At 65.8% G+C, this 22,924-nt stretch carries 21 protein-coding genes; 9 read left to right on the top strand and 12 right to left on the bottom strand.

The annotated features are described in order from the left end of the window. Positions 1 to 145: 145 nt before the first annotated feature. From ACH2A7_RS11770 to ACH2A7_RS11760, 3 genes are read right to left on the bottom strand one after another with little or no spacing between them, the layout of a single operon-like run. The gene (locus ACH2A7_RS11770; RefSeq protein WP_394962126.1) at positions 146 to 1,477 is read right to left on the bottom strand and encodes a metallophosphoesterase; all 1,332 of its coding nucleotides are present in this window, start codon (positions 1,475 to 1,477) and stop codon (positions 146 to 148) included. 17 nt (positions 1,478 to 1,494) lie between these two features. Continuing rightward, positions 1,495 to 2,451, bottom strand: coding sequence for a tRNA glutamyl-Q(34) synthetase GluQRS (gene gluQRS, locus ACH2A7_RS11765; RefSeq protein ID WP_394962125.1), 957 nt, complete (start codon positions 2,449 to 2,451; stop codon positions 1,495 to 1,497). After that, positions 2,451 to 3,743, bottom strand: coding sequence for a M18 family aminopeptidase (locus ACH2A7_RS11760; protein ID WP_394962124.1), 1,293 nt, complete (start codon positions 3,741 to 3,743; stop codon positions 2,451 to 2,453). The genes gluQRS and ACH2A7_RS11760 overlap by 1 nt, the downstream gene beginning before the upstream one ends. A gap of 286 nt (positions 3,744 to 4,029) precedes the next feature. Between ACH2A7_RS11760 and ACH2A7_RS11755 the strand changes: the two genes are divergently transcribed. Then, complete coding sequence (locus ACH2A7_RS11755) at positions 4,030 to 4,623, top strand: hypothetical protein (protein ID WP_394962123.1); 594 nt, start codon at positions 4,030 to 4,032, stop codon at positions 4,621 to 4,623. A 384-nt stretch (positions 4,624 to 5,007) separates the two neighbouring features. Here the strand turns inward: ACH2A7_RS11755 and ACH2A7_RS11750 are convergent, their stop codons facing one another. Next, on the bottom strand, positions 5,008 to 6,132 hold the full coding sequence (locus tag ACH2A7_RS11750) for a DUF362 domain-containing protein (RefSeq protein WP_394962122.1): 1,125 nt from the start codon (positions 6,130 to 6,132) through the stop codon (positions 5,008 to 5,010). Positions 6,133 to 6,158: 26 nt separating this feature from the next. Further along, complete coding sequence (locus ACH2A7_RS11745; RefSeq protein ID WP_394962121.1) at positions 6,159 to 6,980, bottom strand: undecaprenyl-diphosphate phosphatase; 822 nt, start codon at positions 6,978 to 6,980, stop codon at positions 6,159 to 6,161. 219 nt (positions 6,981 to 7,199) lie between these two features. Here ACH2A7_RS11745 and ACH2A7_RS11740 point away from each other — a divergent pair, with 219 nt between their 5' ends. The 7 genes from ACH2A7_RS11740 (at position 7,200) to ACH2A7_RS11710 (ending at position 12,906) form a co-directional block, all read left to right on the top strand. Then, entirely contained in the window at positions 7,200 to 7,607 is a 408-nt protein-coding gene (locus tag ACH2A7_RS11740; protein WP_394962120.1) for a PH domain-containing protein, read from the top strand. 1 nt (position 7,608) lies between these two features. Then, a complete protein-coding gene (locus tag ACH2A7_RS11735; protein ID WP_394962119.1) occupies positions 7,609 to 9,009 on the top strand; it encodes a PH domain-containing protein in 1,401 nt (466 codons plus the stop codon). A 34-nt stretch (positions 9,010 to 9,043) separates the two neighbouring features. After that, on the top strand, positions 9,044 to 9,730 hold the full coding sequence (locus ACH2A7_RS11730; protein WP_394962118.1) for an HAD family hydrolase: 687 nt from the start codon (positions 9,044 to 9,046) through the stop codon (positions 9,728 to 9,730). Continuing rightward, the gene (locus ACH2A7_RS11725) at positions 9,727 to 10,227 is read left to right on the top strand and encodes a methylated-DNA--[protein]-cysteine S-methyltransferase (protein ID WP_394962117.1); all 501 of its coding nucleotides are present in this window, start codon (positions 9,727 to 9,729) and stop codon (positions 10,225 to 10,227) included. The genes ACH2A7_RS11730 and ACH2A7_RS11725 overlap by 4 nt, the downstream gene beginning before the upstream one ends. Positions 10,228 to 10,674: 447 nt before the next feature. Then, positions 10,675 to 11,235: a DNA-3-methyladenine glycosylase I gene (locus ACH2A7_RS11720; RefSeq protein WP_394962116.1), complete on the top strand. Its 561-nt coding sequence runs from the start codon at positions 10,675 to 10,677 to the stop codon at positions 11,233 to 11,235. A gap of 162 nt (positions 11,236 to 11,397) precedes the next feature. Continuing rightward, positions 11,398 to 11,775: a hypothetical protein gene (locus tag ACH2A7_RS11715; RefSeq protein WP_394962115.1), complete on the top strand. Its 378-nt coding sequence runs from the start codon at positions 11,398 to 11,400 to the stop codon at positions 11,773 to 11,775. Between the two features lie 72 nt (positions 11,776 to 11,847). Next, positions 11,848 to 12,906: an Ig-like domain-containing protein gene (locus ACH2A7_RS11710; protein ID WP_394962114.1), complete on the top strand. Its 1,059-nt coding sequence runs from the start codon at positions 11,848 to 11,850 to the stop codon at positions 12,904 to 12,906. Positions 12,907 to 13,097: 191 nt separating this feature from the next. Here ACH2A7_RS11710 and ACH2A7_RS11705 read toward each other — a convergent pair whose 3' ends face one another. From ACH2A7_RS11705 to ACH2A7_RS11680, 6 genes are all read right to left on the bottom strand, one after another. After that, positions 13,098 to 13,289: a hypothetical protein gene (locus ACH2A7_RS11705; protein WP_394962113.1), complete on the bottom strand. Its 192-nt coding sequence runs from the start codon at positions 13,287 to 13,289 to the stop codon at positions 13,098 to 13,100. Continuing rightward, positions 13,276 to 16,032: a hypothetical protein gene (locus tag ACH2A7_RS11700; RefSeq protein WP_394962112.1), complete on the bottom strand. Its 2,757-nt coding sequence runs from the start codon at positions 16,030 to 16,032 to the stop codon at positions 13,276 to 13,278. Before ACH2A7_RS11700 ends, ACH2A7_RS11705 begins: the two co-directional genes overlap by 14 nt. Before the next feature lie 241 nt (positions 16,033 to 16,273). Next, positions 16,274 to 16,888 (bottom strand): DUF1349 domain-containing protein, encoded by a 615-nt coding sequence (locus ACH2A7_RS11695; protein ID WP_394962111.1) that lies wholly within the window; start codon positions 16,886 to 16,888, stop codon positions 16,274 to 16,276. Further along, entirely contained in the window at positions 16,878 to 17,477 is a 600-nt protein-coding gene (locus tag ACH2A7_RS11690) for a sugar O-acetyltransferase (RefSeq protein ID WP_394962110.1), read from the bottom strand. The genes ACH2A7_RS11695 and ACH2A7_RS11690 overlap by 11 nt, the downstream gene beginning before the upstream one ends. Then, entirely contained in the window at positions 17,474 to 18,466 is a 993-nt protein-coding gene (locus tag ACH2A7_RS11685; protein ID WP_394962109.1) for an ROK family protein, read from the bottom strand. The genes ACH2A7_RS11690 and ACH2A7_RS11685 overlap by 4 nt, the downstream gene beginning before the upstream one ends. A 124-nt stretch (positions 18,467 to 18,590) precedes the next feature. Next, on the bottom strand, positions 18,591 to 19,220 hold the full coding sequence (locus ACH2A7_RS11680; RefSeq protein WP_394962108.1) for a helix-turn-helix domain-containing protein: 630 nt from the start codon (positions 19,218 to 19,220) through the stop codon (positions 18,591 to 18,593). Positions 19,221 to 19,305: 85 nt separating this feature from the next. On the opposite strand from ACH2A7_RS11680, the gene ACH2A7_RS11675 reads away from it, so the two are divergent. Next, entirely contained in the window at positions 19,306 to 19,515 is a 210-nt protein-coding gene (locus tag ACH2A7_RS11675) for a hypothetical protein (protein ID WP_394962107.1), read from the top strand. A gap of 32 nt (positions 19,516 to 19,547) precedes the next feature. Here ACH2A7_RS11675 and ACH2A7_RS11670 read toward each other — a convergent pair whose 3' ends face one another. Next, complete coding sequence (locus ACH2A7_RS11670) at positions 19,548 to 22,835, bottom strand: DEAD/DEAH box helicase family protein (protein WP_394962106.1); 3,288 nt, start codon at positions 22,833 to 22,835, stop codon at positions 19,548 to 19,550. Positions 22,836 to 22,924 lie beyond the last annotated feature (89 nt).

Genomic DNA, 22,924 nt, shown 5'->3' with positions numbered 1-22,924 from the left:
GCCCGCTGTGCAAAGTATGAAATATTCTCATACCCGGTTTGCGCCCCGCGCTGCCGGGCGGGGCCAGCGCGCAAAAGGGCCGGCGGGGCAAGAGGGGTTCTCCCCTGCCCCGCCGGCCCGTCGGCCGAAGCGGCGCTGTTTTTTGTTATGCGGCGGGGTCGATGTGAAGGCTGCACTGGCTGCCCTCCGCCTCGTTCACCACCGAGAGGATGTAGCTGGTGTCCACACCCCTGTTCTTTGCCCGCTCCACCACCGCCCATTCGGGGGAGGCCTTCAACTCGTCGGCCGCCTGGCGGGTAAGGGCGCCGGCGAAATAGAGCACGTTCACTTCCCCCATCACCCGGCGGTAGGCGGCGGCGTCCTCCTCGCCCAGGGCCTCCGCGAGCCTGTCCGCGCTGCGGCTGGTGGAGTTTATGGCGAACTGCGCCCGGCCGAAGGCGGAGAAATCCGCGAACACCGGGTCGGTCTGGCCGGTGGCGGCGGCCCAGGCGGTCACGTCGGTGGGCGCTGCCTCATAGTCCCAGGAGGCATGGCCCGCGCCGTCGGGGTCGATGGTCACCCGCCCCGAGAGATAGGGCCACACCGCAAGGCTGCCGGAGGCCACGTCCCACACCTGTTCTCCCCCCTCGCCCTGCCACGAGGCGATGTGCTGGGGGTGCAGATGGCCGGAAAAGGCCAGCTGCCCGCCGTAGTCGGCCAGCAGCTGCGCCAGCCGGTCGGCGTCGTAGAGGCGGTAGCCGGTGGTGAACCGCTGGCTGTGCACCGCCAGGTTCTGATGCATCGCCGCCAGGGGCACCGCCCCGGCGGCGGCGCATTTCTTCAGCTGCTTTTCCAGCCAGGTCCAGGTGCCGTCCTGCACCACGCCGCCCACCGTATAGGGAAAGCCCGGCTCATTGAGATAGTAGGGCTGGGTGTCCAGCATAAAAAGCCACACGCCACCGTTCAGCTTCACCATATAACTCATGCTGGCGGAGTCCCGGCTGTCGGCGGCGGCAAAACCGCAGTTTTTATAAATTTCCTCGAACTCTTCCGGCGTCACGAAGTCGGTGGACGCCCGCTCGCCGCCCAGGTAGGTGGAGGCGGCGTAGTTGTTCACGTCGTGGTTGCCCGGCAGCACGAACACCGGCACCCCCGCCTGGACCACCTGGTCCAGCTTGGCCGCCAGTTCCTCGTGGCTGGCCTTTTCGCCGTTGAAACTCAGATCGCCGGTGAGGATGAGGGCGTCGGGCTTGTCCTGCACCACCTGGGCCAGAAAGGCGTCGGTGATGGGGCGGATGTAGTCCAGCTGGCGGCCGTCCCCCTCCTTCACCACCCGGGTGAACAGTTCGCCCCCGTCCTCGATGGCCTCGCCCACATAGTGCAGGTCGCTGGCCACCGCCAGGGTCACCGGGGCGGCTGGGGGCACCTTCCGTCCGCAGCCGGCCAGCGCCCCCAGCGCCAGCAGGGCGGCCAGCGCCGCCGCAAACCTCTTTTTCATGTCTTTTCCCTCCCCGTTCAGTCAAACAGGCCCCGGGGCAGCAGGATGTCCTCTTTCGGCACCTTTTCCCAGGAAAAAACTTTTACCAGGTCCGCCGCCGCCACCGGCGCGGGCGTTTTTAAAAGGCCCGCCGCGAAGGCCAGCCGCCCCACCACCTCCTCGGGGGAAAAGCGGCGCTGCAGCGTCTCCAGGCTCACGTCCCCGTCCCGCTTGGACAGCCGCCGCCCGTCCGGGGCCAGCAGCAGGGGCAGGTGGTAGAATTCCGGGGCGGGCAGGCCCAGCAGTTTATATAGGTAGAGCTGCCGCGGGGTGGACTGGAGCAGGTCCGCCCCCCGCACCACCTGGGTGACGCCCATCAGCGCGTCGTCCACCACCACCGCCAGCTGGTAGGCGAACACCCCGTCCCCCCGGCGCACCACAAAGTCGCCGCAGTCATCGGGCAGGTATTCCCCGTACCGGCCCAGGTGGCCGTCGGTGAAGGCCACCGTCTCCGGCGCCACCCGCAGCCGCCAGGCCGGCGGGCGAAGGGCCGCGCGGCGGCGCACCTCCTGGGCCGAGAGGCCCCGGCAGGCGCCGGAATAGACGGGGGTGCCGTCCGACCGGTGGGGGGCGCTGGCGGCGTGCAGCTGGCTGCGGCTGCAAAAGCAGGGATAGACAAGGCCCATCCCCTTGAGTTTTTCAAAGTATTCTTCGTAGACGGCCGACCGCTCGCTCTGGTAATAGGGACCGCGGGGGCCGCCGCCGCTGCCGCCCTCGTCCCAGAAAAGGCCCAGCCAGCGCAGGTCGGCCTCCAAAAGATCGGCGAATTTGCGGGGGCAGCGCTCGGCGTCCAGGTCCTCGATGCGCAGCACCACCCGCCCGCCGGCGTGCCTGGCGGAGAGCCAGGCCAGCAGGCTGCACAAAAGGTTGCCCAGGTGCATCCGGCCCGAGGGGCTGGGGGCGAAGCGCCCGGTGACCGGCCTTTGCCCCGCCATCAGCCGATGGCCCAGCCGTTTTCCGCCGGGGTCAGTTTCGCCGCGTACCAGGCGGCGCAGGCCTTGTGCAGGGCGGCCACGTCCGACGCGGCGGCGGTCTCCACGCAGGAGTGCATGGCCAGCTGGGGCAGGCCGATGTCCGCCATGGGCAGGGGCACCCGGGTGCCCAACAGATTGCCCAGGGTGCTGCCGCCGGGCATGTCCGGCCGGTTGTAGTAGGTCTGCACCGGCACCCCCGCGTCTTCACACACCGCCCGGAACAAAGCGGCAGTGAGGCCGGTGGTGGTGTATTTCTGGTTGGCGTTGAACTTCAGCACCACGCCGCCCCCCAGCCGCACCGGGAAGTCCCCGTCGGCATAGGAAGCGAAGTTGGGGTGGATGGCGTGGCCGTTGTCGGCGCTGAGGGCGAGGCTTTTGGCGATGGCTTGCCGGCGTTGGTCCTCCGTCTCGCCCAGGGCCTCGCCGGCGGCGGCCAGCACGTCGGGCAAAAAGGTGCCCAGCGCCCCCTGCCGGGTGCCGCTGCCCACCTCCTCGCTGTCGAAGAGGCACCACACCGCGCCCTCGTCGGCCGCGGGCGCCTCCAGGAAGCCCCGCAGGGTGGCCCAGGCGCAGGCCAGGTCGTCCAGCCGGGGGCAGAGGATCAGTTCCCCCGCCGGGCCGGCGGTCACGCCGGGCTGGCGGCAGTAGAGCAGCATGTCCGCCCCCAGGATATCGCCGGCGGCGCAGCCCGCCTCGGCGGCCAGCAGCTCCTCATAGCCGCCCGCCGCTTCGCCGGGGGCGAAAAGGGCCTGCATGTCCGCCTTGGGGTCGTATTTGTGGCCGTCGTTGATGGCCCGGTCCAGGTGGATGGCCGGGTGAGGCATCACCGCCAGGTCCCGGTCGGGGGCCACCAGGCGGCTTTCCACCCCGGTGTCGGTGCGCACCAGCACCCGGCCGGCCAAGCCTAAGGGCCGGTCCAGCCAGGAGGCCCGGATCATGCCGCCGTAGCCCTCGGTGAGCAGCAGGGTACAGCCGTTTTTGGCCGCCGCGCCCTTCACCTTGAAGGCGGGGCTGTCGGAGTGGGCGGCGGCGATGCGCCAGCCGGCGGCGGGGGCGGCGGGCTGCCGCCAGGCGATGAGGCTGGAGCCCTCCCGCACGGTGTAATATTTGCCGCCGGGGGCGAGGGCCCAGCTTTCCCGCTCCTCCAGGCGGGCAAAGCCGGCCTCCTCCAGGGCCTCGGCGGCGGCGCGCACCGCGTGCCAGGGGCTCGGGCTGCGGCGGATGAAGTCAAAGAGCAGGGCAACGTCGTTCATAGTGTATGGGCACCTCGTTTTCGGGGCGCGGGCGCACCTCTCCCTTCGGGGAAGAGCGCGCCGCGCGGGATTTTTCTTTCATTATACGGCCCGGCTCGTCCCCCGTCAACGGCGGGGGCGGCGGGGCGGGAAAGGAGGCCGTTTTATGGAGAAGAAGGGGCATTTTGTCCGCACGGCGGGGCTGCTGGCCCTGGGCTTTGCCGCCGGCGTGTGTATTTTCCGCCTGATCCGCCATATACTAACCATAGAATAAACTGCGGGAAACTGCGCGGAGGGAGGCAGTGGTATGAAACAGGTCTGGCTGATGGTGTGCGCGGCATTTTTGATGCTGGCGGCCTGCACGGTGCCGGAGGCGGCGCCCCCCACCGGGGGCGGGCCGGGCGCTTCGGCGGCGCCGCTGCCCTCCCCCGCCGCCTCGGCCGGGGCGGACTCGCTGCCCCCTGCCTCGGAGGGCGACCCCTCCGCCCGCCAGGCGGCGGGGCTGCCCCAGCCGGATCCGGTGCAGGCCCCCGAGGCGCTGACGGCGGCGCTGGAAAACTGCGTCTCCTTCGGCGAGGGGGAGGCGGGGGTGAGCCTGAAGACCGCCATCGCGGCGGCGGAACTGCTGAACTGGGCCGAGGCGAACGCCCGGGACAGTTCCATCGACGCCATGGCCGCCCATCTGGAGGGCTGGCTGGCGGGGCAGGAGGCGGAGCGCCAGAGCCTGTTCTGGGCCAACTGGCCCGCCATCGACGGGCAGGCCTGGGCCATCGTGCGGGACATGGCCGGCCAGCGGGCGCTGCTGGCGGACGCGGGCGACCCCCAGGACTACGACCATTACACCCCCGCCTGCTACGAGCGGCTCACCTGCGCCATCGAGCGGTATCTGGAAACGGACTGATCAAACGCCCCGGAGGGAACGGCGATCCCCTCCGGGGCGTTGCCGCGCGTGCGGGTGGGCGCCCCTCCGGCGGACGCGAAAGGAGCGGCAGGCGCCGGCACACTGTCCGCGACCAGCGGGCTGTGGCGAAGCCCGGTCCTCCGCACGTAGTGCGCATCGGAACGGACATTTTCCTTCGCCGTGGAAAATGTCCGAGACGCCGCGTGCGGTGCGGAGGGACCGGGCGCAGCGAGTGTGCGCTGCCGCGCCCGGCACAGCCGGCGGCGAAGGGGTCTGCGCATTGCCGCCCGTTGGGCAAAGAAAAAACGGCCCCCGCCCCGAAAACACCGGGGCAAGGGCCGTTTTCTATACGATGTGTAATTTTACTTTTTGTTTATACCAAAATCACACCTTCACCAGGTCGTACTCCCGGGTGCCCAGGCCGATCTTCTCGCCGTGCTCCAGGGCGGACTGCCAGTGGGTGATGGGGGCGCTGTCGGTGAAATGGTCGCCGCAGGCGCAGAAGCCGGGGCGGGCCAGGTTGTCCGCCAGCTGGCTGCCGGGCAGCACCGGCATGTTGTTGCAGGCGTCGGCGCAGGCCTGGTCCAGGGCCACCGGGTCGAAGGAGGCGAACATGCCCACGTCGGGGATGATGGGGGTGTCGTTCTCCGCGTGGCAGTCGCAGTTGGGGGAGACGTCCATCACCAGGTTGATGTGGAAGTTGGGCCGCCCGTCCACCACCGCCTTGGCGTACTCGGCGATGCGGCAGTTCAGCAGCTTGCTGGCCGCGTCCGCCGGGCAGGAGATGGCGTCGAAGTTGCACCGGCCCAGGCACCGCCCGCAGCCCACGCACTTGTCGTGGTCGATGGAGGCGTGGTTGTTCTCGTCAAAGGAGATGGCTCCCTGGGCGCAGTCCTTCGCGCAGGAGTGGCAGCCCCGGCACAGCGCCTTGTCCACCTGGGGCTTGCCGGAGGAGTGCTGCTCCATCTTGCCCGCGCGGCTGCCGCTGCCCATGCCCAGGTTCTTCAACGCGCCGCCAAACCCGGTGGACTCGTGGCCCTTGAAGTGGCTCAGGCTGATGACGATGTCCGCGTCCATGATGGCACGGCCGATCTTGGCCTCCTTCACATACTCGCCGCCCGCCACCGGCACCTCCACCTCGTCGGTGCCCTTGAGGCCGTCGGCGATGATCACCTGGCAGCCGGTGGAAAGGGGGGTGAACCCGTTCTCATAGGCAGCCTCGATGTGCTCCAGCGCGTGCTTGCGCCGCCCCACATACAGGGTGTTGCAGTCGGTCAAAAAGGGCCGGCCCCCCTGGGCCTTGATCACGTCCGCCAGGGCCTTGGCATAGTTGGGCCGCAGGTAGGACAGGTTGCCCGGCTCGCCGAAATGAATTTTGATGGCCACGAACTTGTCCTTCATGTCGATGGTGTCCATCCCCGCCGCGCGCACCAGCCGCTGCAGCTTCTGAAGCAGGTTGAGGCCGGGGCGGGCCCGCAGATCACTGTAATACACTTTTGCTTTTTCCATCTTTTACACTCCTTCACATCTGCTTCTCAAAACCCCAACAAGGCCGCCGCCAGCACCACCGCCCCCAGGGCGATGCGGTACCAGCCGAACACCTTGAAATTGTGCTTTTGCACAAAGGTCACCAGAAAACGAATGGCCGCCACGCTCACCACAAAGGCCACCGCGCAGCCCAGGGCCAGGGCCGTCACTTCCCCGCCGGAAAAGCGGCCGCCCTCCGCCAGGTACTTCACCAGCTTCAGCCCGCTGGCCCCGGCCATCACCGGGATGGCCAGAAAGAAGGTGAACTCCGCCGCCACCGGCCGGGCAAGGCCCAGCAGCAGGCCGCCCACGATGGTGGCCCCGCTGCGGGAGGTGCCGGGGATCATGGCCAGCACCTGCCAGCAGCCGATGATGAGGGCGTGTTTGTAGGTCAGCTGGTCCAGCCGGCGCACCGTGGGCCGCCGCCGGCGGTTCTCGATGAGGATAAAAAACACGCCGTAGAGAATGAGCATGGCCGCCACCGTGATATAATTATAAAGGTGGGCGTCCAGCCAGTCGTCCAGAAGAAGGCCCAGCACCAGGGCCGGCAGGGTGGCCGCAAAAATTTTGAACCACAGCTGCCACACCGCCGGGCGCTGGTATTTATGGCGCGGATCGGTGGTGAAGGGCCACAGCCGGGGAAAATACAGCACCACCACCGCCAGGATGGCCCCCAGCTGGATGACCACCCGGAACATGCTCAGAAACTCCTCCGGATAGGGCAGCGCCAGCAGCTTCTCCGCCAGGATCAGGTGGCCGGTGCTGCTGATGGGCAGCCACTCGGTGATGCCTTCGATGACGCCGTACAAAATGACCTTGAGGTATTCCATCGCTTCTCTCCTTTTCCCTTCGCGGGACGGCCGGGGCCTTTTGCCCGTCCGTTTTTGCATTATACCACAATCCGCCTCAAAACAGAACCCGTTTTTCCGCCCCGCCGGCCAAAAACCGCCCTGTGCCCCCCGGCCTCTTTCCTTTCGGGGCATAATCAAGTATAATCAGGGGGCAGCGGGGAATATCCCTTTTGAAAAACGCGAAAGGAGGCAGGGCCCATGGTGCGCTTTCGGCTGGACAAAAAAGGCATCGGGGTGGTGTGCCTGTGGTTTGTGGCCCTGGGCGCGCTGGCGGCCCCCTTCGCCTTCTGGCAGGGGCTGTTCCCCGGCGCCGTCTTTTCCGCCGCCTGGCTGGCGGTGTTCCTCCTCTGGCTGCCCGCCCGCCTGGCGCGGCTGGAGGGCAGCATCACCCTGGGCGAACTGCGGGTCAGCGGCGGCATCTGGTTCAAATCCAGCCGGCGCATCCCCACCCGCTTCGTCAGCGCCGCCGGCTGCTTTTCCACCCCCCTGCTGCGCCGCTGCGGCTGCTGCGTGCTCATCCTCTCCACCAGCGGCGCGGTGGTGATGCTGCCCGGCATCGCCGACGCCGACGCCCACCGGCTGACCGCCTGCCTGCAAGGAGGCTGACATGGATCACATCCGCCTCAAGGGGCATTTCCATATTGTATATATTTTAAAAATTATACGTTACGGCCTGATTTTGTGCCTGGTGCCCATGGTGCAGGCGCTGCTGGACTTTGACCTGAACAGCCTGTACCGGGCGTTGCGGCAGGACGCGGCCATCCTGGTGGGCATGGCGGTGCTGGGCACGGTGCTGTGGCGGCGGGTGGGGTTTGCCCTCACCGACAAGGCCCTGGTGCTGGACACCGGGGTGCTTTTGCGCCGACAGCTGGCCTTTGCCCGGCGGGACGTGGCGGTGCTGGAGCAGGCGCGGCCGCTGTGGCTGCGGCTGGCGGGGGCCAGCCGGGTGACGGTGTACATGGCCAGGGGGCGGGGGCCGAACCGGGCCACCTTCTACCTGCCCCGGCGCACGGCGGCGGCGCTGGCGGAGAGCCTGCTGCCGGTGGATTCCCAGGCGGTGCTCTTTGCCCCCACCCGGGCGGAGCGGGTGCGGCTGACCATGCTCAGCGCGAACATCGCGGCCACGGCGGCGCTGGTGCTGGTGAGCCTGCGGCAGACCCGGCGCATTCTGGGCGAGGGGCTGGAGCAGAAGCTGAACGACCTGGCACTGGGGCAGCTGGCCCAGGTGGAGCGGCTGCTGGAGCTGGTGCTGCCGGCGGGCGTGGCCTGGCTGGTAACGCTGGCCTTTGCGCTGTGGGGGGTGGCGCTGTTCTGGTCGCTGCTGTCCACGGCGGGGTTCCGAGTGTGCCGCAGCGGCGGGGTCATCCTGGCAAAGGGCGGCCATGTGAACCACACCGAGCGGCGCATCGCCGCGGCGGCCGTCACCGCCTGCGACGTGCGTCTGACCCCCGCGGGGCGGCTTTTGAACCGCCGGGGGGTGTACCTGAGCGCGGGCAGCTACCGGGGCGGCGACATTCCGGTGCTGGTGTACAAACCGGGGGCGGAGGCGCTGGTGCAGGCGCTGCTGCCCGCCTTCACCCCGCCCGTCTACGCGCCGGAGCTGCTGGCGGGGCGCAGCCTGCCGCTGTTTTTGTGGAAGGGCGGCGCGGCCTTTGCCCTGTCGGGCGCGGTGATGGGGGTGAGTCTGTGGCAGCTGCCCCGGCTGACGCCCCTGCTGGCGCTGCCGCTGCTGCTGAGCCTTGGGCTGCTGCTGGCGGGGCTGGAGGCCTGGATCACCGAGGGGATGTGGCAGACCCCCGACGGCACGCTGGCCGCCCAGTACACCCGGGGCCTCACCCGGCACACGGTGTACCTGCTCACGGCAGACTGCTCCCTCACCTTTCGCCAGACCCCCTTTTCGGAGTCGGTGGGCCGGTGCGACGTGATCGCCCATCTGCCCTGCCGGGCCAAGGTGCGGGTGCGGGCGGTGAAGCTGGCCCGGGCGGTGCGGCTGAAGCTGGCGCCCTGAAGCGAGGATATAGAGGAAAGAAGGAAAGAAAACGATGAGATTTGATCATGTGGTGTTTGATCTGGACGGCACCCTGCTGAACACTCTGCGGGACCTGGCGGACGCGGCGAACTTTGTCTGCCGGGCCAACGGCTGGCCGGAGCACACGGTGGACGAGTACCGGTATTTTGTGGGCAACGGCATCCCCAAGCTGTGCTGGCGGTTCGCGCCGGAATCCGCCCGGGACGAGGCGGCCCAGAAGGAGGTGCTGGCCCAGTTCAGCGCCCGGTACGACGCCCACAAGGAGGACACCACCGCCCCCTACCCCGGCATCGAAGCGATGCTGGACAAGCTGGAGGCGGCGGGGGTGCGCTATGGGGTGCTCACCAACAAGGAGGACAGCCTGGCCAAGGCGGTGATGGAGCACTATTTCCCGGGGCGGTTCCGGTTCGTGCAGGGGGCGGTGCCCGGAGTGCCCACCAAGCCGGACCCCACGGCGCTGCGGCGGCTGCTGGCCCGGATGGGCGCCGACCCGGCCCGCACCCTCTTTGTGGGGGACAGCGACGTGGACATCCACACCGCCCACAACGCCGGCCTGCCCGGCGCGGGGGTGCTGTGGGGGTTCCGCACCCGGCAGGAACTGGAGGCGGCGGGGGCGAACGCCCTGGCCGACACGCCCGCCGACCTGGCCCGCATCGTTCTGGAGGGCGCGGTACATAACAGCCCGCAGGCGGCCCGGTGAGCGGCCTGCTGCTCAAAAGCCCGGTGGGGCCCCTCTGGCTCACCGCCGCGGACGGCGCCCTCACCGGCTGCTGGTTCGTGGAGGGGCGTTTTCCTCCCCGGCTGCCCGCCGACCCGCCCCGCCGGGCCGACGACCCGGTGCTGGCCGACGCCGCCCGCTGGCTGCAGGTCTACTTCTCCGGCCGCGACCCCGGCCCCACCCCGCCGCTGGCGGCGGGGGGCACCCCCTTTCAGGGCGAGGTGTGGCGGCTGCTGACCGGCATCCCCTGGGGGCAGGCCGTCAGCTACGGCCAGCTGGCCGAACGCCTCGCCGCGGCGCGGGGCGTTTCGAAGATGAGCGCCCGGGCGGTGGGCGGCGCGGTGGGCCGCAACCCCGTCTCCATCTTCATCCCCTGCCACCGGGTGCTGGGGGCGGACGGCCGCCTCACCGGCTACGGCGGCGGGCTGGAGAACAAGGTGTTTTTGCTGCGGCTGGAGGGCATCCCCTTCCGCCCCTGATTTTTGTACGCCTGGGATAAAGCGGTCAGTCTGTCCCATGTTTTTGCACGCCCCGGATAAGCGGTCGGCCCGTCCCATGTTTTTGCACGCCCCGGATAAAGCGGTCGGCTTGCCCCATGTTTTTGCACGCCCCGGATAAAGCGGTCGGCTTGTTCCATGTTTTTGTACGACCCATATTCTTTGTGCGGCCCATATTCTTTGTACGCCCGGGATCGTTGCGCGCCCGGGCCAAAAAGGCGGCTTGTCCCCTGCTTTTGCCGCCTCCGACGGAACGGCCGGTTCCCGGTTTTCCTCCGGGGACGGAGGCCCCTTTGCTCCCGCTTGTTTTATACTCTTTGGATAACATTATATATTTTATACACATCACCGCGGGCGGCGAGCCTGTTTTTTTGCTTGCGCCGGGGGCGTGGACCCCGCCGCCCCGCCCATGAAAAGGAGGAACCGCCGATGGAATGGTCCGACGGAAAGGGGCGCTGCCGCTGGGCGAACCCGAAGAACCCCGCCTACATCGCCTACCACGACAGCGAGTGGGGCCGCCCGCTCCACGACGACCGGGCGCTGTTTGAACTGCTGGTGTTGGAGACCTTCCAGGCGGGCCTGTCCTGGGAGTGCGTGCTGAACAAGCGGCCGGCCTTCCGGGAGGCCTTCGAGGGCTTCGACCCGGCGCGGGTGGCGGCCTTCGACGAGGCAAAGCAGGCGCGGCTGGCCGAAAACGCCGCCATCATCCGCAACCGGCGCAAGATCGCTGCGGCGGTGAGGAACGCGGCGGCCTTTCTGGAGATTCAGAAGGAGTGGGGCAGTTTCGACGCCTGGCTTTGGCACTGGACTGGCGGCGAGGCCCTGGTGGAGTGCGGCCCCGCCACCTCTCCCCTGTCGGACGAGATCTCCCGGGACCTGAAACGCCGGGGCATGGCCTTTGTGGGCAGCACGGTGGTCTACGCCTACCTGCAGGCGGCGGGGGTCATCAACGCCCACGAGCCGGGCTGCTTCCTGGCGCCGGGGCGGTGAGCGGCCTTTTTCGCGATTTGTGTTGACCCGCTCTGCCCTGGTGTGGTATAATTATATCAGCGCCCATCGTGGGCCAAAACGAGGCATGAGACTCCAATGGCACAGTAATCTTACGGGATTACTGTGCCATTTTCACGTTTTGTTCCACGAAAGGAGTTGCCTATGTTCCGCATGATCGAATACGACCACATCCCCTGTGCGGTGTACACCACCGAAAAGACCGAGGTGGCCCCCGGCGGGCCGGATATCCCCCCCGAGACGGTGATCTACGCCGCCTGGCGGTGGCTGGGGCACTGCCGGGTGCTCTACCGCCCCTTCACCACCCTGTGTCTGGCCTTCCGGCGGGAGCTGGTGCGGGGAAAATCCTTCCATATGGAGGTGAGCCTGCCCGCCCGGGCCGCCGGCCTGCCGGTGGCCGACCGGCTGCACCTGCTGCTGGTGTTCTCCTGCGAGGGGGTGTGGCTGGAGAAGGTGGTCTTTTCTCCCCGCACGGTGCTGACGGACCTGCCCCGCCGGGTGCGGCGGGTGGTGTTCCGCTGACCGTCCGGGGGGATGGCCCCCGGTTTACGACTGTGATATACTGTGTATGAAACAGCAAAGGAGTGTTGCTTTATGAAACGCATCTTCCCGCTGGCAACGCTGGCCCTGGCGGCGGCGCTGCTGCTCTCCGCCTGCGGAGCGCGCATCACCGGCGTGAGCCTGACGGTGCCGGAGACGATGGAACGGGGCGCGGCCGGCGAGGCCGTTGCTGAATACACCTTCAGCGGCGAGGCGCCGGCGGCGGACAAGGCGGCGCGGCTGGCCGAAGAGCAGGGCCTGCGCTACACCTCCAGCGACCCCGCCGTGGTGACGGTGGACCAGGAGGGCATCCTCACCGCCGTGGGCGCGGGCACGGCGGTGGTGACCCTCGCCAGCGAGGACGGCGAGCTCTCCGCCAGCGGCACGGTGACGGTGGTGGTGAGCCCCGCCTCCCTCACCATGCCCGAGGCCCTGGAACTGCCCCTGGACGGGGAGCCTCAATCGGTGGCGGCCACGGTGGAGCCGGCGGACGCCACCGATCAGGCGGTGGCCTACACCTCCTCCGACGAGGGGGTGGCCACGGTGGACCAAGCGGGCACGGTGACCGCCGTGGCGGCGGGCGAGGCCACCATCACGGCGCGGCTGCAGGGGCTGGAGGCCGCCTGCACCGTCACGGTCACCGACCCGGCCGCGGATGAGGCCGCGGCGGAGAGCGGCGGCGAGGTCTCCGGCGAGGACGGCTTCACCCTCACCCTGCCCACCGGCTACGGCGCGGTGCCCTTCAGCGCGGCCAACGGCTCGGGCACCTGGTGGGGCATCAATTCCACCGACTCGGCCTTCACCGCCACGCTGGACGGCATCAATTCCTACCGGGCGGCGGCGGGGGTGGCGCCCCTGACGGTGGCCGACGACCTCACCGCCATCGCGGACCAGCGGTGCGGGCAGCTGGTGGACACCGGCCTCACCCACGACGGCTCTACCACCATCGAGATCATCGGCCAGAACGCCCGCACCGGCCAGGACATCGTGGCCGCCTGGGCCAACAGCCCGGACCACTACAACGCCATGGTCTACCCCTCCTTCACCCAGTGCGGCATCGCCTGCTGGTTCAACGAGTACAGCTGGACCTACTGGTGCGTGACCTTCCGCTGAGGCGGCTGCTTTGTGTCTTGCCGCGGCGGCCGGCACCGCGCGGGTCTGCCCCGCCCTTGCGCCGGGGTGCGCCGGCCCGGTTTTCCGTTCACGATAAAAAAGCGGCAGGACAGCCCTTGTTCGGGCTGTCCTGCCGCTTTTTTCTTTTTGGGGGCGTTTGCGCCCGTCGATGACGGTCTCCTTTTGGCGGGTCAGTTTTCCCCGTCGCGCCGCAGGAAGATCCGGCGCAGCACAAAGGCCGCGATCAGCAGTACCGCCACCACTGCCAGCAGTATCACCGGCAGGCCCACCCCCGCGCCGGGGGCGGCGTCGGGGGCAGCGTCAGCGGGCTGCTGCTGGGTCTCGGGCTGTTCCGCCGGCTGCGCGCCCTCATAGCCCACCATATACTTGGAGAAGTGGGGGGTGGTGAAGGTGGCCAGCTGCTTTTGCGCGTCGTAGCTGGTTTCGCAGGGGGGTGGTGCCGCCCTCTTCGTCCAGATACCACACCACCACGTCCTCCGCCTGCCGGCCCTGGGCCAGCGCATAGGGCAGCGACACGGTGGCATTGCCGGCTTCGAAGTCGGCGATCACCACGCCGTTGCACTGCAGGGTGAGTTCAAAGACCGGCTCCTGGTCCACCACCTGCGCCTGCGCCTCATTCAGCTGTTCCCTGCTCACCGGCTCCACCACCATCACCACGGCGGCATCTGCCTGCCGGGCGATGGCGTTCAGCGTCTGGCTGTCAAACGTGACCGATGCCGCCGGGCTTTCCACCGTGAGGCTTGCGCCCTCCACACCGGCCAGTTCGGCCAGGCTCTCGGGGGGCAGGCTCACCTGCATGCCCTGGGCCTCGTTGATCCCTTCGCCCTCCAGCGTCACGATCACCACGGGGCCGCCGCCGGAGGCCTGGGCCTCTTCCTTTGCCTGGGCCACCGCTTCCGCCAGTGCGTTCTCCTCCAGTTCCGCCGCGGCGGTGGCGCCGGTCACCGTGGCCGGGGCCTTCACCGGTATCTCCACCGGGCCGGGCACAGCCGTGGGCGTCGGGGTGGCCGTGGGCGTCGGGGTGGCGGGAATGGCCTCGACGCCTTCCACTGTGATCTCAATGTCTTCGGTGACGGTCAGCCGATAGCTGCCGTCCCCCTCTTCCTGCAGGGGCACACCGTTGGCCAGCACCGCGAAATCCCCGGTTTTTCGGTAGCCGTCGGCAAGTTCCACCGTGAAGGTGATCTTTGTTTCGTAGGGCACGGCGCTGCTGCCCGCATACTGCACCTTGCAGCCCGCCTCTGCGGGCATGGTCACTTTATAGAGCACCTCGGTCGGGGTGAACTGGGCGCTGTAGCAGGCCGGCTGGGTAGCTTCCACCAGCGCTGGCTCCCACCTGTCAAAGACATTGACGTATTTTTCCGGCTCCGTCGAATTTTTTACACCGTCGGCATGGCTGGGGATCTGCCCATAGGCCACAAAGGTGCTCTCGTTTGTGCTGCCATCGCCGTCGATGTCCCACTGGATCTCGAATTCCACCTGATTCCCTCCGATCAGCCCGCCGATGTAACTGCCGCCCGTCCGGATCATGATATGGCCTTCATTGTTCAGCGTCACGCCCCCGGCAACGGTGAAGGTCTCGCCATCTTCAATGGTGAGGGTCTGGTTCCACGAAAGGTCTATGTCATTATTCAGCGTATAACTGTTTCCGCCATAGATGCTGCCGGTGTTGTTCAGAAAGATCAGGCCGCTCCAGTTGTCTTTGTCGGAAGTGTCCGTGATGGAACCGGCAAAGATCACAGCGTTGCCCGGGTCACCATTCATTTTGGAGGTGGAGAATTTGCCCGCATCATCAGCGTCTTCGCTGCCGCCGATGCGCGCATTGCGGCCTCCCACGGCTGTGACGACACTGCCGGTGATGGTGATGCTGCCGCCGGCGCCGATAATACCGCCGCCGATGCCCGCGCCGTTACCGGAGGCGGTGGCCTCCAGATGGCCGCCGTTGATGGTGATGCTGCCGGCACTGCCCATCTCGCCGCCGAGGGCGGCACTATCTGTCGATTCCGCGTTCGTCGCCTGCAACCAGCCCATATTGTCGCCGGTGCTCTGAGCGTAGACGGCAAAGCTGTTTCCATCGCTCACGGTGATGCCCTGTTCGGCGATGAGTTTCGCGCCATCCTTCAGGATGAGGTTCACGCTGCCGTTCACGGTGACCCGGTCGGAAATGGTCACCGACCCCTCGGCCACATACCAGCCGTTCGACCAGCCCGTGGGGGCGCTTTCACTGCTGTTGATGAGGGTGTAGGGCGCAAACAGCACCTTCACCGCACCGGTTTCGTCCATGTAGGAGACAGCGGAACTGGGGTCGATCCCCTCACCCAGTTCTACGCCACCCAGATCGATGATCGTACCTTTGTTCTCGATCGTTGCTGAGGAGTTTTCGTCCCGCCCCGAGAGTTTCAGTTTTTCAAGGCTGAGAACACCGTTGGCCTCCACCCTTAGGAAATTCGTCACCTTCAGTTCCCCGTTACGGACGGTCAGGCTTCCGCTGATATCCAAGGTGGTTTCCAGAGCCACACTGTTTCCGCCCAGGTCCAGGGTGCCCTCGTCGGGCAAATCCATGAATTTCAGCGTCTGCGTTGTGCCCGGCAGGAGGGTCAGCGTGCTTCCGCTTTGCGTTCGCCAGGCATCCGACGCCGTACTCACAGTGTCGTAATATTGGACATCGCCCGCCGAGGACTGAACGGTGGCCACGGTGTTTTCAGCGACCGTCTGCAGGCCAGGCGCCTGCCGGGTCGTTTTTTGCAGCCCGGCGGCCGCATCCGTCGCCTCATCCGCGGGCCGGGCCTCTTCCTCTTCGCCGTCCGCGCCATTATCCGGCTGCGGGGCGGTGCCGGGCAGGCTGCCCGGCAGACTGCCCTCGCCGCCCTGCTGCGCTGTGCTGGCCGCGAGCGCGGAATCCTCGCTGCCCTGCTGCGCCGCGCTGTTCGCGGGCGCCTGCGCTTCGGGAGACGTGTCCGCCTCGGTGTTCAGCGTTTCTTCTGTGGTTTGCCCGGAGGCTTTTGCCACAGCGATGGTGCCGGCCCCTTCCGCCCAGGCGGGCGCGGGCACCGCGGACGCGGCGATGGCAGCGCTGAGCAGCATTGCCAGAATTTTTGTCTTCATTCAGATCCCCCCATAGGCAAAGGCCGGCCACTGCGGGTTGGACCGGCCCTTCCTTTTTGTGTATGTGCAGCGTTTTGAGACACATTTTTTTACATTTATTCCTCATAATAATTCAGTGCCCGGGCTGTTTCAATACTTTTTCTGTTTTTTTACATAAGAAGAGACAGCCCGCCCCGCCGGGACAGGCTGTCTCTTTCTTCGTTTCAGGCTGCTTTGCGTTTTGCCGCGGCGGCCGGGGCGCTCAGCCGTCCTGGTCGGGGGCCTGGCCGTCGTGGGCGGGCCAGCGGCACTCGGTGAGCTCCATGTGGGTGAACACCGCCCGGAAGGAGGAGTCCTCCGGGCTGCAGGCGTACACCCCGAACCTCACCTCCCCCGCCCCTTCCAGCAGGTGACACACCCGCATCTGGCGGAACACGGCGCCGTCGTCGGAGCACTCGATGCAGAAATCGTCCTGCCGGCGGCTCAGCCGGTACCACATGGTCTTCACGCCGGCGTGGATCTCGGTGGTGGCCCAGTCGGAATAGCCGTGGTTGGTCACCACGCTGCCCAGGTGCTGAAACCGCTCGTTCTCGTACTCGATGGAGCCCTTCAGCCAGTTTTCGCTGTCCAGATACAGCACCACGCCGCACTGGTCGAAGCGGTGGTGGCTCGCGGCGAAGTCCGTCTTCACCACAAAGGAGAAGAAGGGCTCCGCCGTGCGCATCTGCAGCACCGGGGCGCTGTCGTTGCGGAAATGGTAGTAGGTGCGCTGCCACAGGTCGGTGCGGGGCTCGGTGACGATCTCGATCCTTTCCGGCGAGATCACAAATTCTTTCGGCGCTCTGGTCCACTCCAGCGCCTGCGGGTCAAACTTCATCTTCATACCTCCCGTATTTTTTCCGGTCTTCCCCGGTGATGGGCCGCAGCACCCGGCAGGGGTTGCCCACGGCCACCACCCCGTCGGGGATGTCCCGGTTCACCACGCTGCCCGCGCCGATCACCGTATTGCTGCCGATGCGCACGCCGGGCAGCACCGTCACCGACGCGCCGAACCACACATTGTCCCCCACCGTGATGGGATAGGCGTACTCCAGGCCCCGGTTCCGCTGCCCGGCGTCCAGGGGGTGCCCCGCCGTGGAAAACACGCAGTTGGGCGCGATGAACACATTGTCGCCGAACGTCACCTTCGCGCCGTCCAGGATGACGCAGTTGTGGTTGGTGTAAAAATTTTCGCCGATCTCGATGTTCCGCCCGTAATCGCACCAGAAGGGCGCGGTGACGCAGAACCGCTCCCCCGTGCGGCCCAGCAGCCGGCGGATGAGCGCCTCCTGCTCCTCCGTGCGGGAGGGCGGCAGCTGGTTGTAGGCGAAACACAGGTCCTTGCAGCGGGCCCGCTCCGCCAGCAGTTCCGGGTCGTTGTTCGCGTCGTAAAGCAGGCCCCGGCGCATTTTCTCTCCTTCGGTCATTCCGTCGGCTCCTTTCTGTCCACCGCTGTCCAGTACATCCCCATGCGATAATACATCTCTGTGTCGGGGAGGAACACAAAGTCCGGCATGTACTCCTTTGGGATGCACCGCAGGCAGGCCGCCCGGATGGGCTCCAGGTCGCTCTCCTCCAGCAGGTCGCCGGTAAACAGCAGCCTGTGGGGGTTCAGGATGGAGATCAGCGCCACGGCCGCCTGCTCCACCAGCGGCCGCGCCGTGGGCCGCCGCAGCCGCTCGATCTGCTGCGCGGGGGTCATGCCGTAGTCCAGAAAACCCACCATGCCGGCAAACAGGTTCCTGCCGGTGAGCACCGTGCCCCGGTACACGGTGGCGGTGCCCGGCAGCACCCCCGCCGGATAGTTCATCAGCGTGACGATCTCGCCGGCGGCGCCCGCCTGGCGGTAGTACCCGTATGCCTTGTAATGCATGTCGTTGGCCAGGAAGACCGGCAGCCGGAACCGCTCCTCCAGCATGGCCCGCAGCGGCGCGCCCTCCAGTTCCGGCAGGTCGCTGTGGCGCACCACCCCGTTCTCCGCCACGCTGGGCGTTCCCACCACGATCCGCCCCGTGTTGGGAAAACGGGCCAGCGCCGCCCCGATCTCCTTTTCCACCGCCGCGGCGTCCAGCCGGGGGGGAAAGCGCTCCTCCCGGTGCCGCAGCGCCCCGGTGGGCGAGAGCACCTCCGTCCTCACCACCCGCCGCCCCCCCAGCAGGGCCAGGGCGACGCAGAGGATGCTCTCGAACTCCTCGTTCAGCCGGTACACCGCGGCGCTGCGCCCCACGTCGTGCAGCCTGCGCTTTTCGCCCAGCACCTCCCCCGCCGCCTCCATCTCGTTCAGATAGGTGTTGCAGCTGGCCACGCTGAGCCCGGTCAGCCGGGCGATCTGCTGCTTGGTGCAGCCCTGCCCGCTGACCAGCAGTTTCCGGATGCGGGCTTTGTTGGCCCGCTTGATGCCGGCGGTGTCCTCCACGGCCATCCTCTCCTCAAATTTTATTTGTATTATTATAACAGTTGTAAAATTAAAAAGCAAGAAGCGGGCCGCCTGCCCGCGCGCGGCTTTCACCGCGGCGGAGGAGGCCCGCTCCTTGTCTCGTTCATCTTGTCAGCTTGCGGCCCATGAACCGGGGATTGATGTACAAAATATAGACACAGCCCACGGCGATGATGAGGGCTCCGCCCACCAGGCCCAAACCGAACCGGATGGTCAGCAGGTCCGCCGCCAGCTGGACGCAGCAATAGCCCAACTCGATCAGCGTGTTCTTCCGGCGCCGGCCCCTGTCCGGTTCATAGAGGTGGTTGGCCGCCATCCACACGGAACTGAGCAGCAGCAACACCAGCGAGACGGCCAGCGCCCCGCGGTACAGGCTGTGCATCAGGGCGTCGGAGTGCTGAAACTGGTAGATCACCGACGTGCAGTTGAACCAAAGCGCCGCCTGGGCGGTGATGGCCATTTTGATCAGGTTGGCCCGCAGGATGGGGTTGGGCTTTTTTTCCCGCCGCGCCGCGTGATCCCCCTCTTCCTGCCCGGCGCAGGGCTCCACCAGTTCGGACAGGCTGATCTGGAACACCTCCGCCAGCCGCACCAGGTTGCTTGCCGTGGGCTCGGCCTGACCCGTCTCCCACTTCGACACGGCCTGCCTGCTCACGCCCAGCTGTTCCGCCACATAGCCCTGCGACAGTTTCAGCCCTTCCCGCCTTTTCCTGATCGCTTCGCCCAAAGTCATATGCGTCACCTCCGTTTACGTTTTCCGCCTCTGTATTGTACCCTATATTTCCCGTTCCGTCGACCAACCGGACGTCAACCGCTGGTTGCACACGGGGATTTTTTGGGAGGCGCCGGCCGCTCTGGAGAAGTTTGCCAGGAAAACCCCGCCCCGCAAACAGCAGGCCAAAAAGAAAAAGCCGCCTGCCGGCCAGTCCCCCGGCCGGATGACCGGGCGCAAGGCGGCGATCGAGGGGATTGCGGAAATCGAAAAGAAGCCAGCGATCCATCGGGATCGCCGGCTCTTTTTACTTTGACATTTTCGAATATTGCAAGCCGCTGGACTTCCTCATGCCGCCGCGTTTGCATTGATGCGGTCGATGGCGCTTTTTACCTTTGCCCAGATGGAAAGGTCGGTGAAAACCTCCACCACGCTGCCCTGGTCGGTGAAAGGCGGCTCCTGCAGCACCGAGAGATCCTTCATCACGCCGTTCTGCACGATGTACTCCACGATCTGATTCACGAAATAGATCTGCCGGCTGTCCAGATTTACGCCGGCCAGATATTCCGCGAAGGCATTCTTCGCGGCGTTCATGTCCATGCCCACAATTTCCCGCACAAATTCGCCCAGGGGCTTGTGACCGCATTCCTCCTCGTAATCCTGCCGGGTGCCCACCTCGCTCCAAAGGATCGTTTCCAACTCAGCCACGTCCTGACCGGTCAGCGGAATGTTGGAGCGCAGCTTTGCCACGGCGGCGTTGTCCTGGTGCTGGCGCAGGTAAAAAGCGGCCTTTGCCTTGTAATCCTTCAGTTCGTCGTTCTCCAGTTCCGATTCTCTCCACTCCACCGAGAGGATATCATCGGTGAAGTTGGTGTTGTAGATGGCGCCGCCGTGAGGCAGATATTTCATCAGCGCGCGCAGGGACTGCCGGATGTGTTCAAACTCGTTGACGCCCGCATTCTCCAGATAGTCGGTGTGCAGGATTTTTTCAATGAGTGCGGACTGGGCGCGTATCTCGGGAATATTGGCCACGCCGGCCACCGCCGTCACCTTCTTCACCAGGTCTTTGCGGGCGCGGGTGTACTTCTTGCCCACAAGATACGCCAGCTCGATGCCGTACAGCAATGCGTCAAACCGCACGGCGCTGGCCTCGTCCTGGTCGGGCAGCAGCAGCGGCGCCACTTCCTCTTTCAGGTTCAGGGTATCCTCATAGGTGAGGGCCAGGCAGCTTTTGGGATCGCTGAATTTTTCCACATAGCGCAGGTGCTGCCGCACGGCAAAATTACCCCGGTCCAGCTCCCGCACCTTGGCCAGCATTTCTCCCACCAGCCGCTGGCGGAAGGAAATCAATTCCTCCGTTTGATACGCCAGGTCCTGCAGTTTATAGATAATCTGCGCTTTTAAGTAGAAGATGGCACTTTGCAGAGCCATCTGGTTGACGCCTGCCTTTTCTTTCTTCATGCGGAAGAACTCAAAGTTGCCGCACAGATCAAAGATGTAGAATTTTTCCTTGTCCCTGCCGTCCACAAGGCCGGGGCACAGGCGGGTGCCGCGCCCGATCATCTGCCAGAATTTCGCCTTGCTCATGACCTTTTTGAAAAACATCAGGTTCAGCACCTGCGGCACGTCGATGCCGGTGTCCAGCATGTCCACCGAAATGGCGATCTGGGGCAGTTTCTGCGGGTCGGAGAACTCGTCGATGGCGCTCTGGGCGTAGGTCATATAGTTGTCGATGACCTTGGCATACCCCGGCAGATGGGGATATTCCTTGTTGAACACCTCCAGGATCTTTTCCGCGTGGCGGTGGTTCTTTGCAAAAATGATGGTCTTGCCCAGTTTTTCGCCGTATTCGATTTTCAAGCCGTTGGTCATCAGCAGGTCCAGAGCCTTGCGGATGGTATCCTCGTTGAAGAGCCATTCGTTCAGCGCCGAGGACTCAATGCGCGCGGGCAACTCGCCGTTTTCGTCGGTGAAAGTGGCCTCATACTCGGCCTTTTCCTCGGGGGGAAGCTCATCGTAGACGATGCCCTGCTCCAGGAATTTCAGCTTGCTCTCCACCAGCAGGTAATCCACCAGAAAGCCGTCCTTCACCGCCTGGGCAAGGTCATAGCCGTAGGTGGGCATGCCGTTTTGCAGCTCAAAAATCTCATAGGTGTTTTTGTCGATCTCGTCCTTGGGGGTGGCGGTCAGGCCCACCAGCGGGGCGTCAAAGTAGTTGAAAATGTCCCGGTATTTGTTGTAGATGGAGCGGTGGGCCTCGTCGCAGATGACCAGGTCGAAATGCCCCACGGTGAACAGCTTGCCCTCCTCGTCGCTGACGGTGTCGATGCAGTTCATCATGGTCTGGTAGGTGGAAAAGACGCAGTGGGCGGCGGCGTTCTCCTTTTCCTCACAGAGATTGGTGACAGAGAGGTCGGGCAGAAGGTTCACAAAGCTGCGCTTGGCCTGGATGACCAGGGAATTGCGGTCGGCCAGAAACAGGATGTTTTTGACCCAGCCGTGGTGCAGCAGCACCTTGCACAGGGCGATGACAGTACGGGTCTTGCCGGAGCCGGTGGCCATGACCAGCAGCGCCTTGCGGCGGTTGTTGGCAAAAGCCTGGCAGGTCGCTTTGATGGCTCCCTCCTGATACCAGCGTCCGGCGATGGAGCGGTCCACCTGGATGTCATTGAGGCTGGTGCGCATGGCCCGCAGATTGAACAGCTTTTCCAGGTCCCGCCGGGAATAAAAGGCGGCCACGGCCCGCTCGGGATAAGCGCCGTCGTCGATGCGGATGTCGAAGCCGTTGGTCAAAAACACCACCGGGCGGCGGCCATACTGCCGCTCCAGCAGATCGGCGTAGAGCTTTGCCTGCTGGCGGCCCTTGGCCGGGTCCGCACAGGTCTTTTTGGCCTCAATGACCGCCAGGGGCCGGTGGGCGTCGTCGTACAGCACATAATCGGCAAAGCCCTCCCCCGCGCGGTTGGGCATACCGGGCACGGGCACTTCATTGACCCAGTTTTTCCCCTCCACCCAGCCGGCATCCTGCAGCATGGCGTCAATGTAGAGTTTCCGGGTGGCGTACTCGGACAACTCCAGGGGCTTTGGCACATATTCCGCCTGCTGGGCGGCGCGCCGGGCGGACAACTCCTGCCGCAGGGTCTGGTTTTCCGCAATGAGGGCGTCCAAGTCCACGCTCGCCGCAGGCGCGGGCGCCGCCACAGCGGGCTGCCGGTTCAGCAGGGCCGGGTCAAAGGCGCCGGGTGCGTAGTGCTTGCCGTAACAGCAGGCCACAAAGTCCATGAAGCACCACAGATTTTCCAGGCACAGCGCCGCCTGCTCGGGGGTGACTTTCTTGCGGTCGGCGTGGCTGCCGTCGTTGCCGGTCTGACGTATGTAGTTCAGCCGCCGCCACAAATCCTTGTCCACAATGTCGCGGAACTCCTCGGTGCCCAGCAGGTTGACCAGCCGATCATCAAAGGGTTTGACCAACGCGGAGTCCACCGAGTACATCCACTTCACGGCAAACTCCATCGCCCGGCGGCAGCTCTGGGCGCAGACCGCCGGGTCGATGGCATAGATTTTTTCCGCCGCCACCGCCGCCTGGGCAAAGGTGGCAAACTGTGGGTCGGATAGGAGAAAATCGAAGTTGGTCATGGAATCACCTCACTCGTATAATAAGTTTCAAAGTTAATAAATTCAGGTATCAGCAGGCTTTGAGGTGCCCGTGATACAATAGCTGTAGG

The sequence above is a fragment of the Candidatus Allofournierella merdavium genome (assembly GCF_944382735.1).
In the GTDB taxonomy this organism is placed as follows: Bacteria; Bacillota; Clostridia; order Oscillospirales; family Ruminococcaceae; genus Allofournierella_A; species Allofournierella_A merdavium.
The sequence above is the reverse complement of the archived record's forward strand: the minus strand, read 5'-3'. Positions and strand labels throughout refer to the sequence as shown.

Bases quoted from the DNA above. Each gene is read 5' to 3' on its own strand.
- ACH2A7_RS11770 (WP_394962126.1), bottom strand. From the start codon at position 1,477: ATGAAAAAGAGGTTTGCGGCGGCGCTGGCCGCCCTGCTGGCGCTGGGG.
- gluQRS (WP_394962125.1), bottom strand. From the start codon at position 2,451: ATGGCGGGGCAAAGGCCGGTCACCGGGCGCTTCGCCCCCAGCCCCTCG.
- ACH2A7_RS11760 (WP_394962124.1), bottom strand. From the start codon at position 3,743: ATGAACGACGTTGCCCTGCTCTTTGACTTCATCCGCCGCAGCCCGAGC.
- ACH2A7_RS11755 (WP_394962123.1), top strand. From the start codon at position 4,030: ATGAAACAGGTCTGGCTGATGGTGTGCGCGGCATTTTTGATGCTGGCG.
- ACH2A7_RS11750 (WP_394962122.1), bottom strand. From the start codon at position 6,132: ATGGAAAAAGCAAAAGTGTATTACAGTGATCTGCGGGCCCGCCCCGGC.
- ACH2A7_RS11745 (WP_394962121.1), bottom strand. From the start codon at position 6,980: ATGGAATACCTCAAGGTCATTTTGTACGGCGTCATCGAAGGCATCACC.
- ACH2A7_RS11740 (WP_394962120.1), top strand. From the start codon at position 7,200: ATGGTGCGCTTTCGGCTGGACAAAAAAGGCATCGGGGTGGTGTGCCTG.
- ACH2A7_RS11735 (WP_394962119.1), top strand. From the start codon at position 7,609: ATGGATCACATCCGCCTCAAGGGGCATTTCCATATTGTATATATTTTA.
- ACH2A7_RS11730 (WP_394962118.1), top strand. From the start codon at position 9,044: ATGAGATTTGATCATGTGGTGTTTGATCTGGACGGCACCCTGCTGAAC.
- ACH2A7_RS11720 (WP_394962116.1), top strand. From the start codon at position 10,675: ATGGAATGGTCCGACGGAAAGGGGCGCTGCCGCTGGGCGAACCCGAAG.
- ACH2A7_RS11715 (WP_394962115.1), top strand. From the start codon at position 11,398: ATGTTCCGCATGATCGAATACGACCACATCCCCTGTGCGGTGTACACC.
- ACH2A7_RS11710 (WP_394962114.1), top strand. From the start codon at position 11,848: ATGAAACGCATCTTCCCGCTGGCAACGCTGGCCCTGGCGGCGGCGCTG.
- ACH2A7_RS11705 (WP_394962113.1), bottom strand. From the start codon at position 13,289: ATGGTGGGCTATGAGGGCGCGCAGCCGGCGGAACAGCCCGAGACCCAG.
- ACH2A7_RS11700 (WP_394962112.1), bottom strand. From the start codon at position 16,032: ATGAAGACAAAAATTCTGGCAATGCTGCTCAGCGCTGCCATCGCCGCG.
- ACH2A7_RS11695 (WP_394962111.1), bottom strand. From the start codon at position 16,888: ATGAAGTTTGACCCGCAGGCGCTGGAGTGGACCAGAGCGCCGAAAGAA.
- ACH2A7_RS11690 (WP_394962110.1), bottom strand. From the start codon at position 17,477: ATGACCGAAGGAGAGAAAATGCGCCGGGGCCTGCTTTACGACGCGAAC.
- ACH2A7_RS11680 (WP_394962108.1), bottom strand. From the start codon at position 19,220: ATGACTTTGGGCGAAGCGATCAGGAAAAGGCGGGAAGGGCTGAAACTG.
- ACH2A7_RS11670 (WP_394962106.1), bottom strand. From the start codon at position 22,835: ATGACCAACTTCGATTTTCTCCTATCCGACCCACAGTTTGCCACCTTT.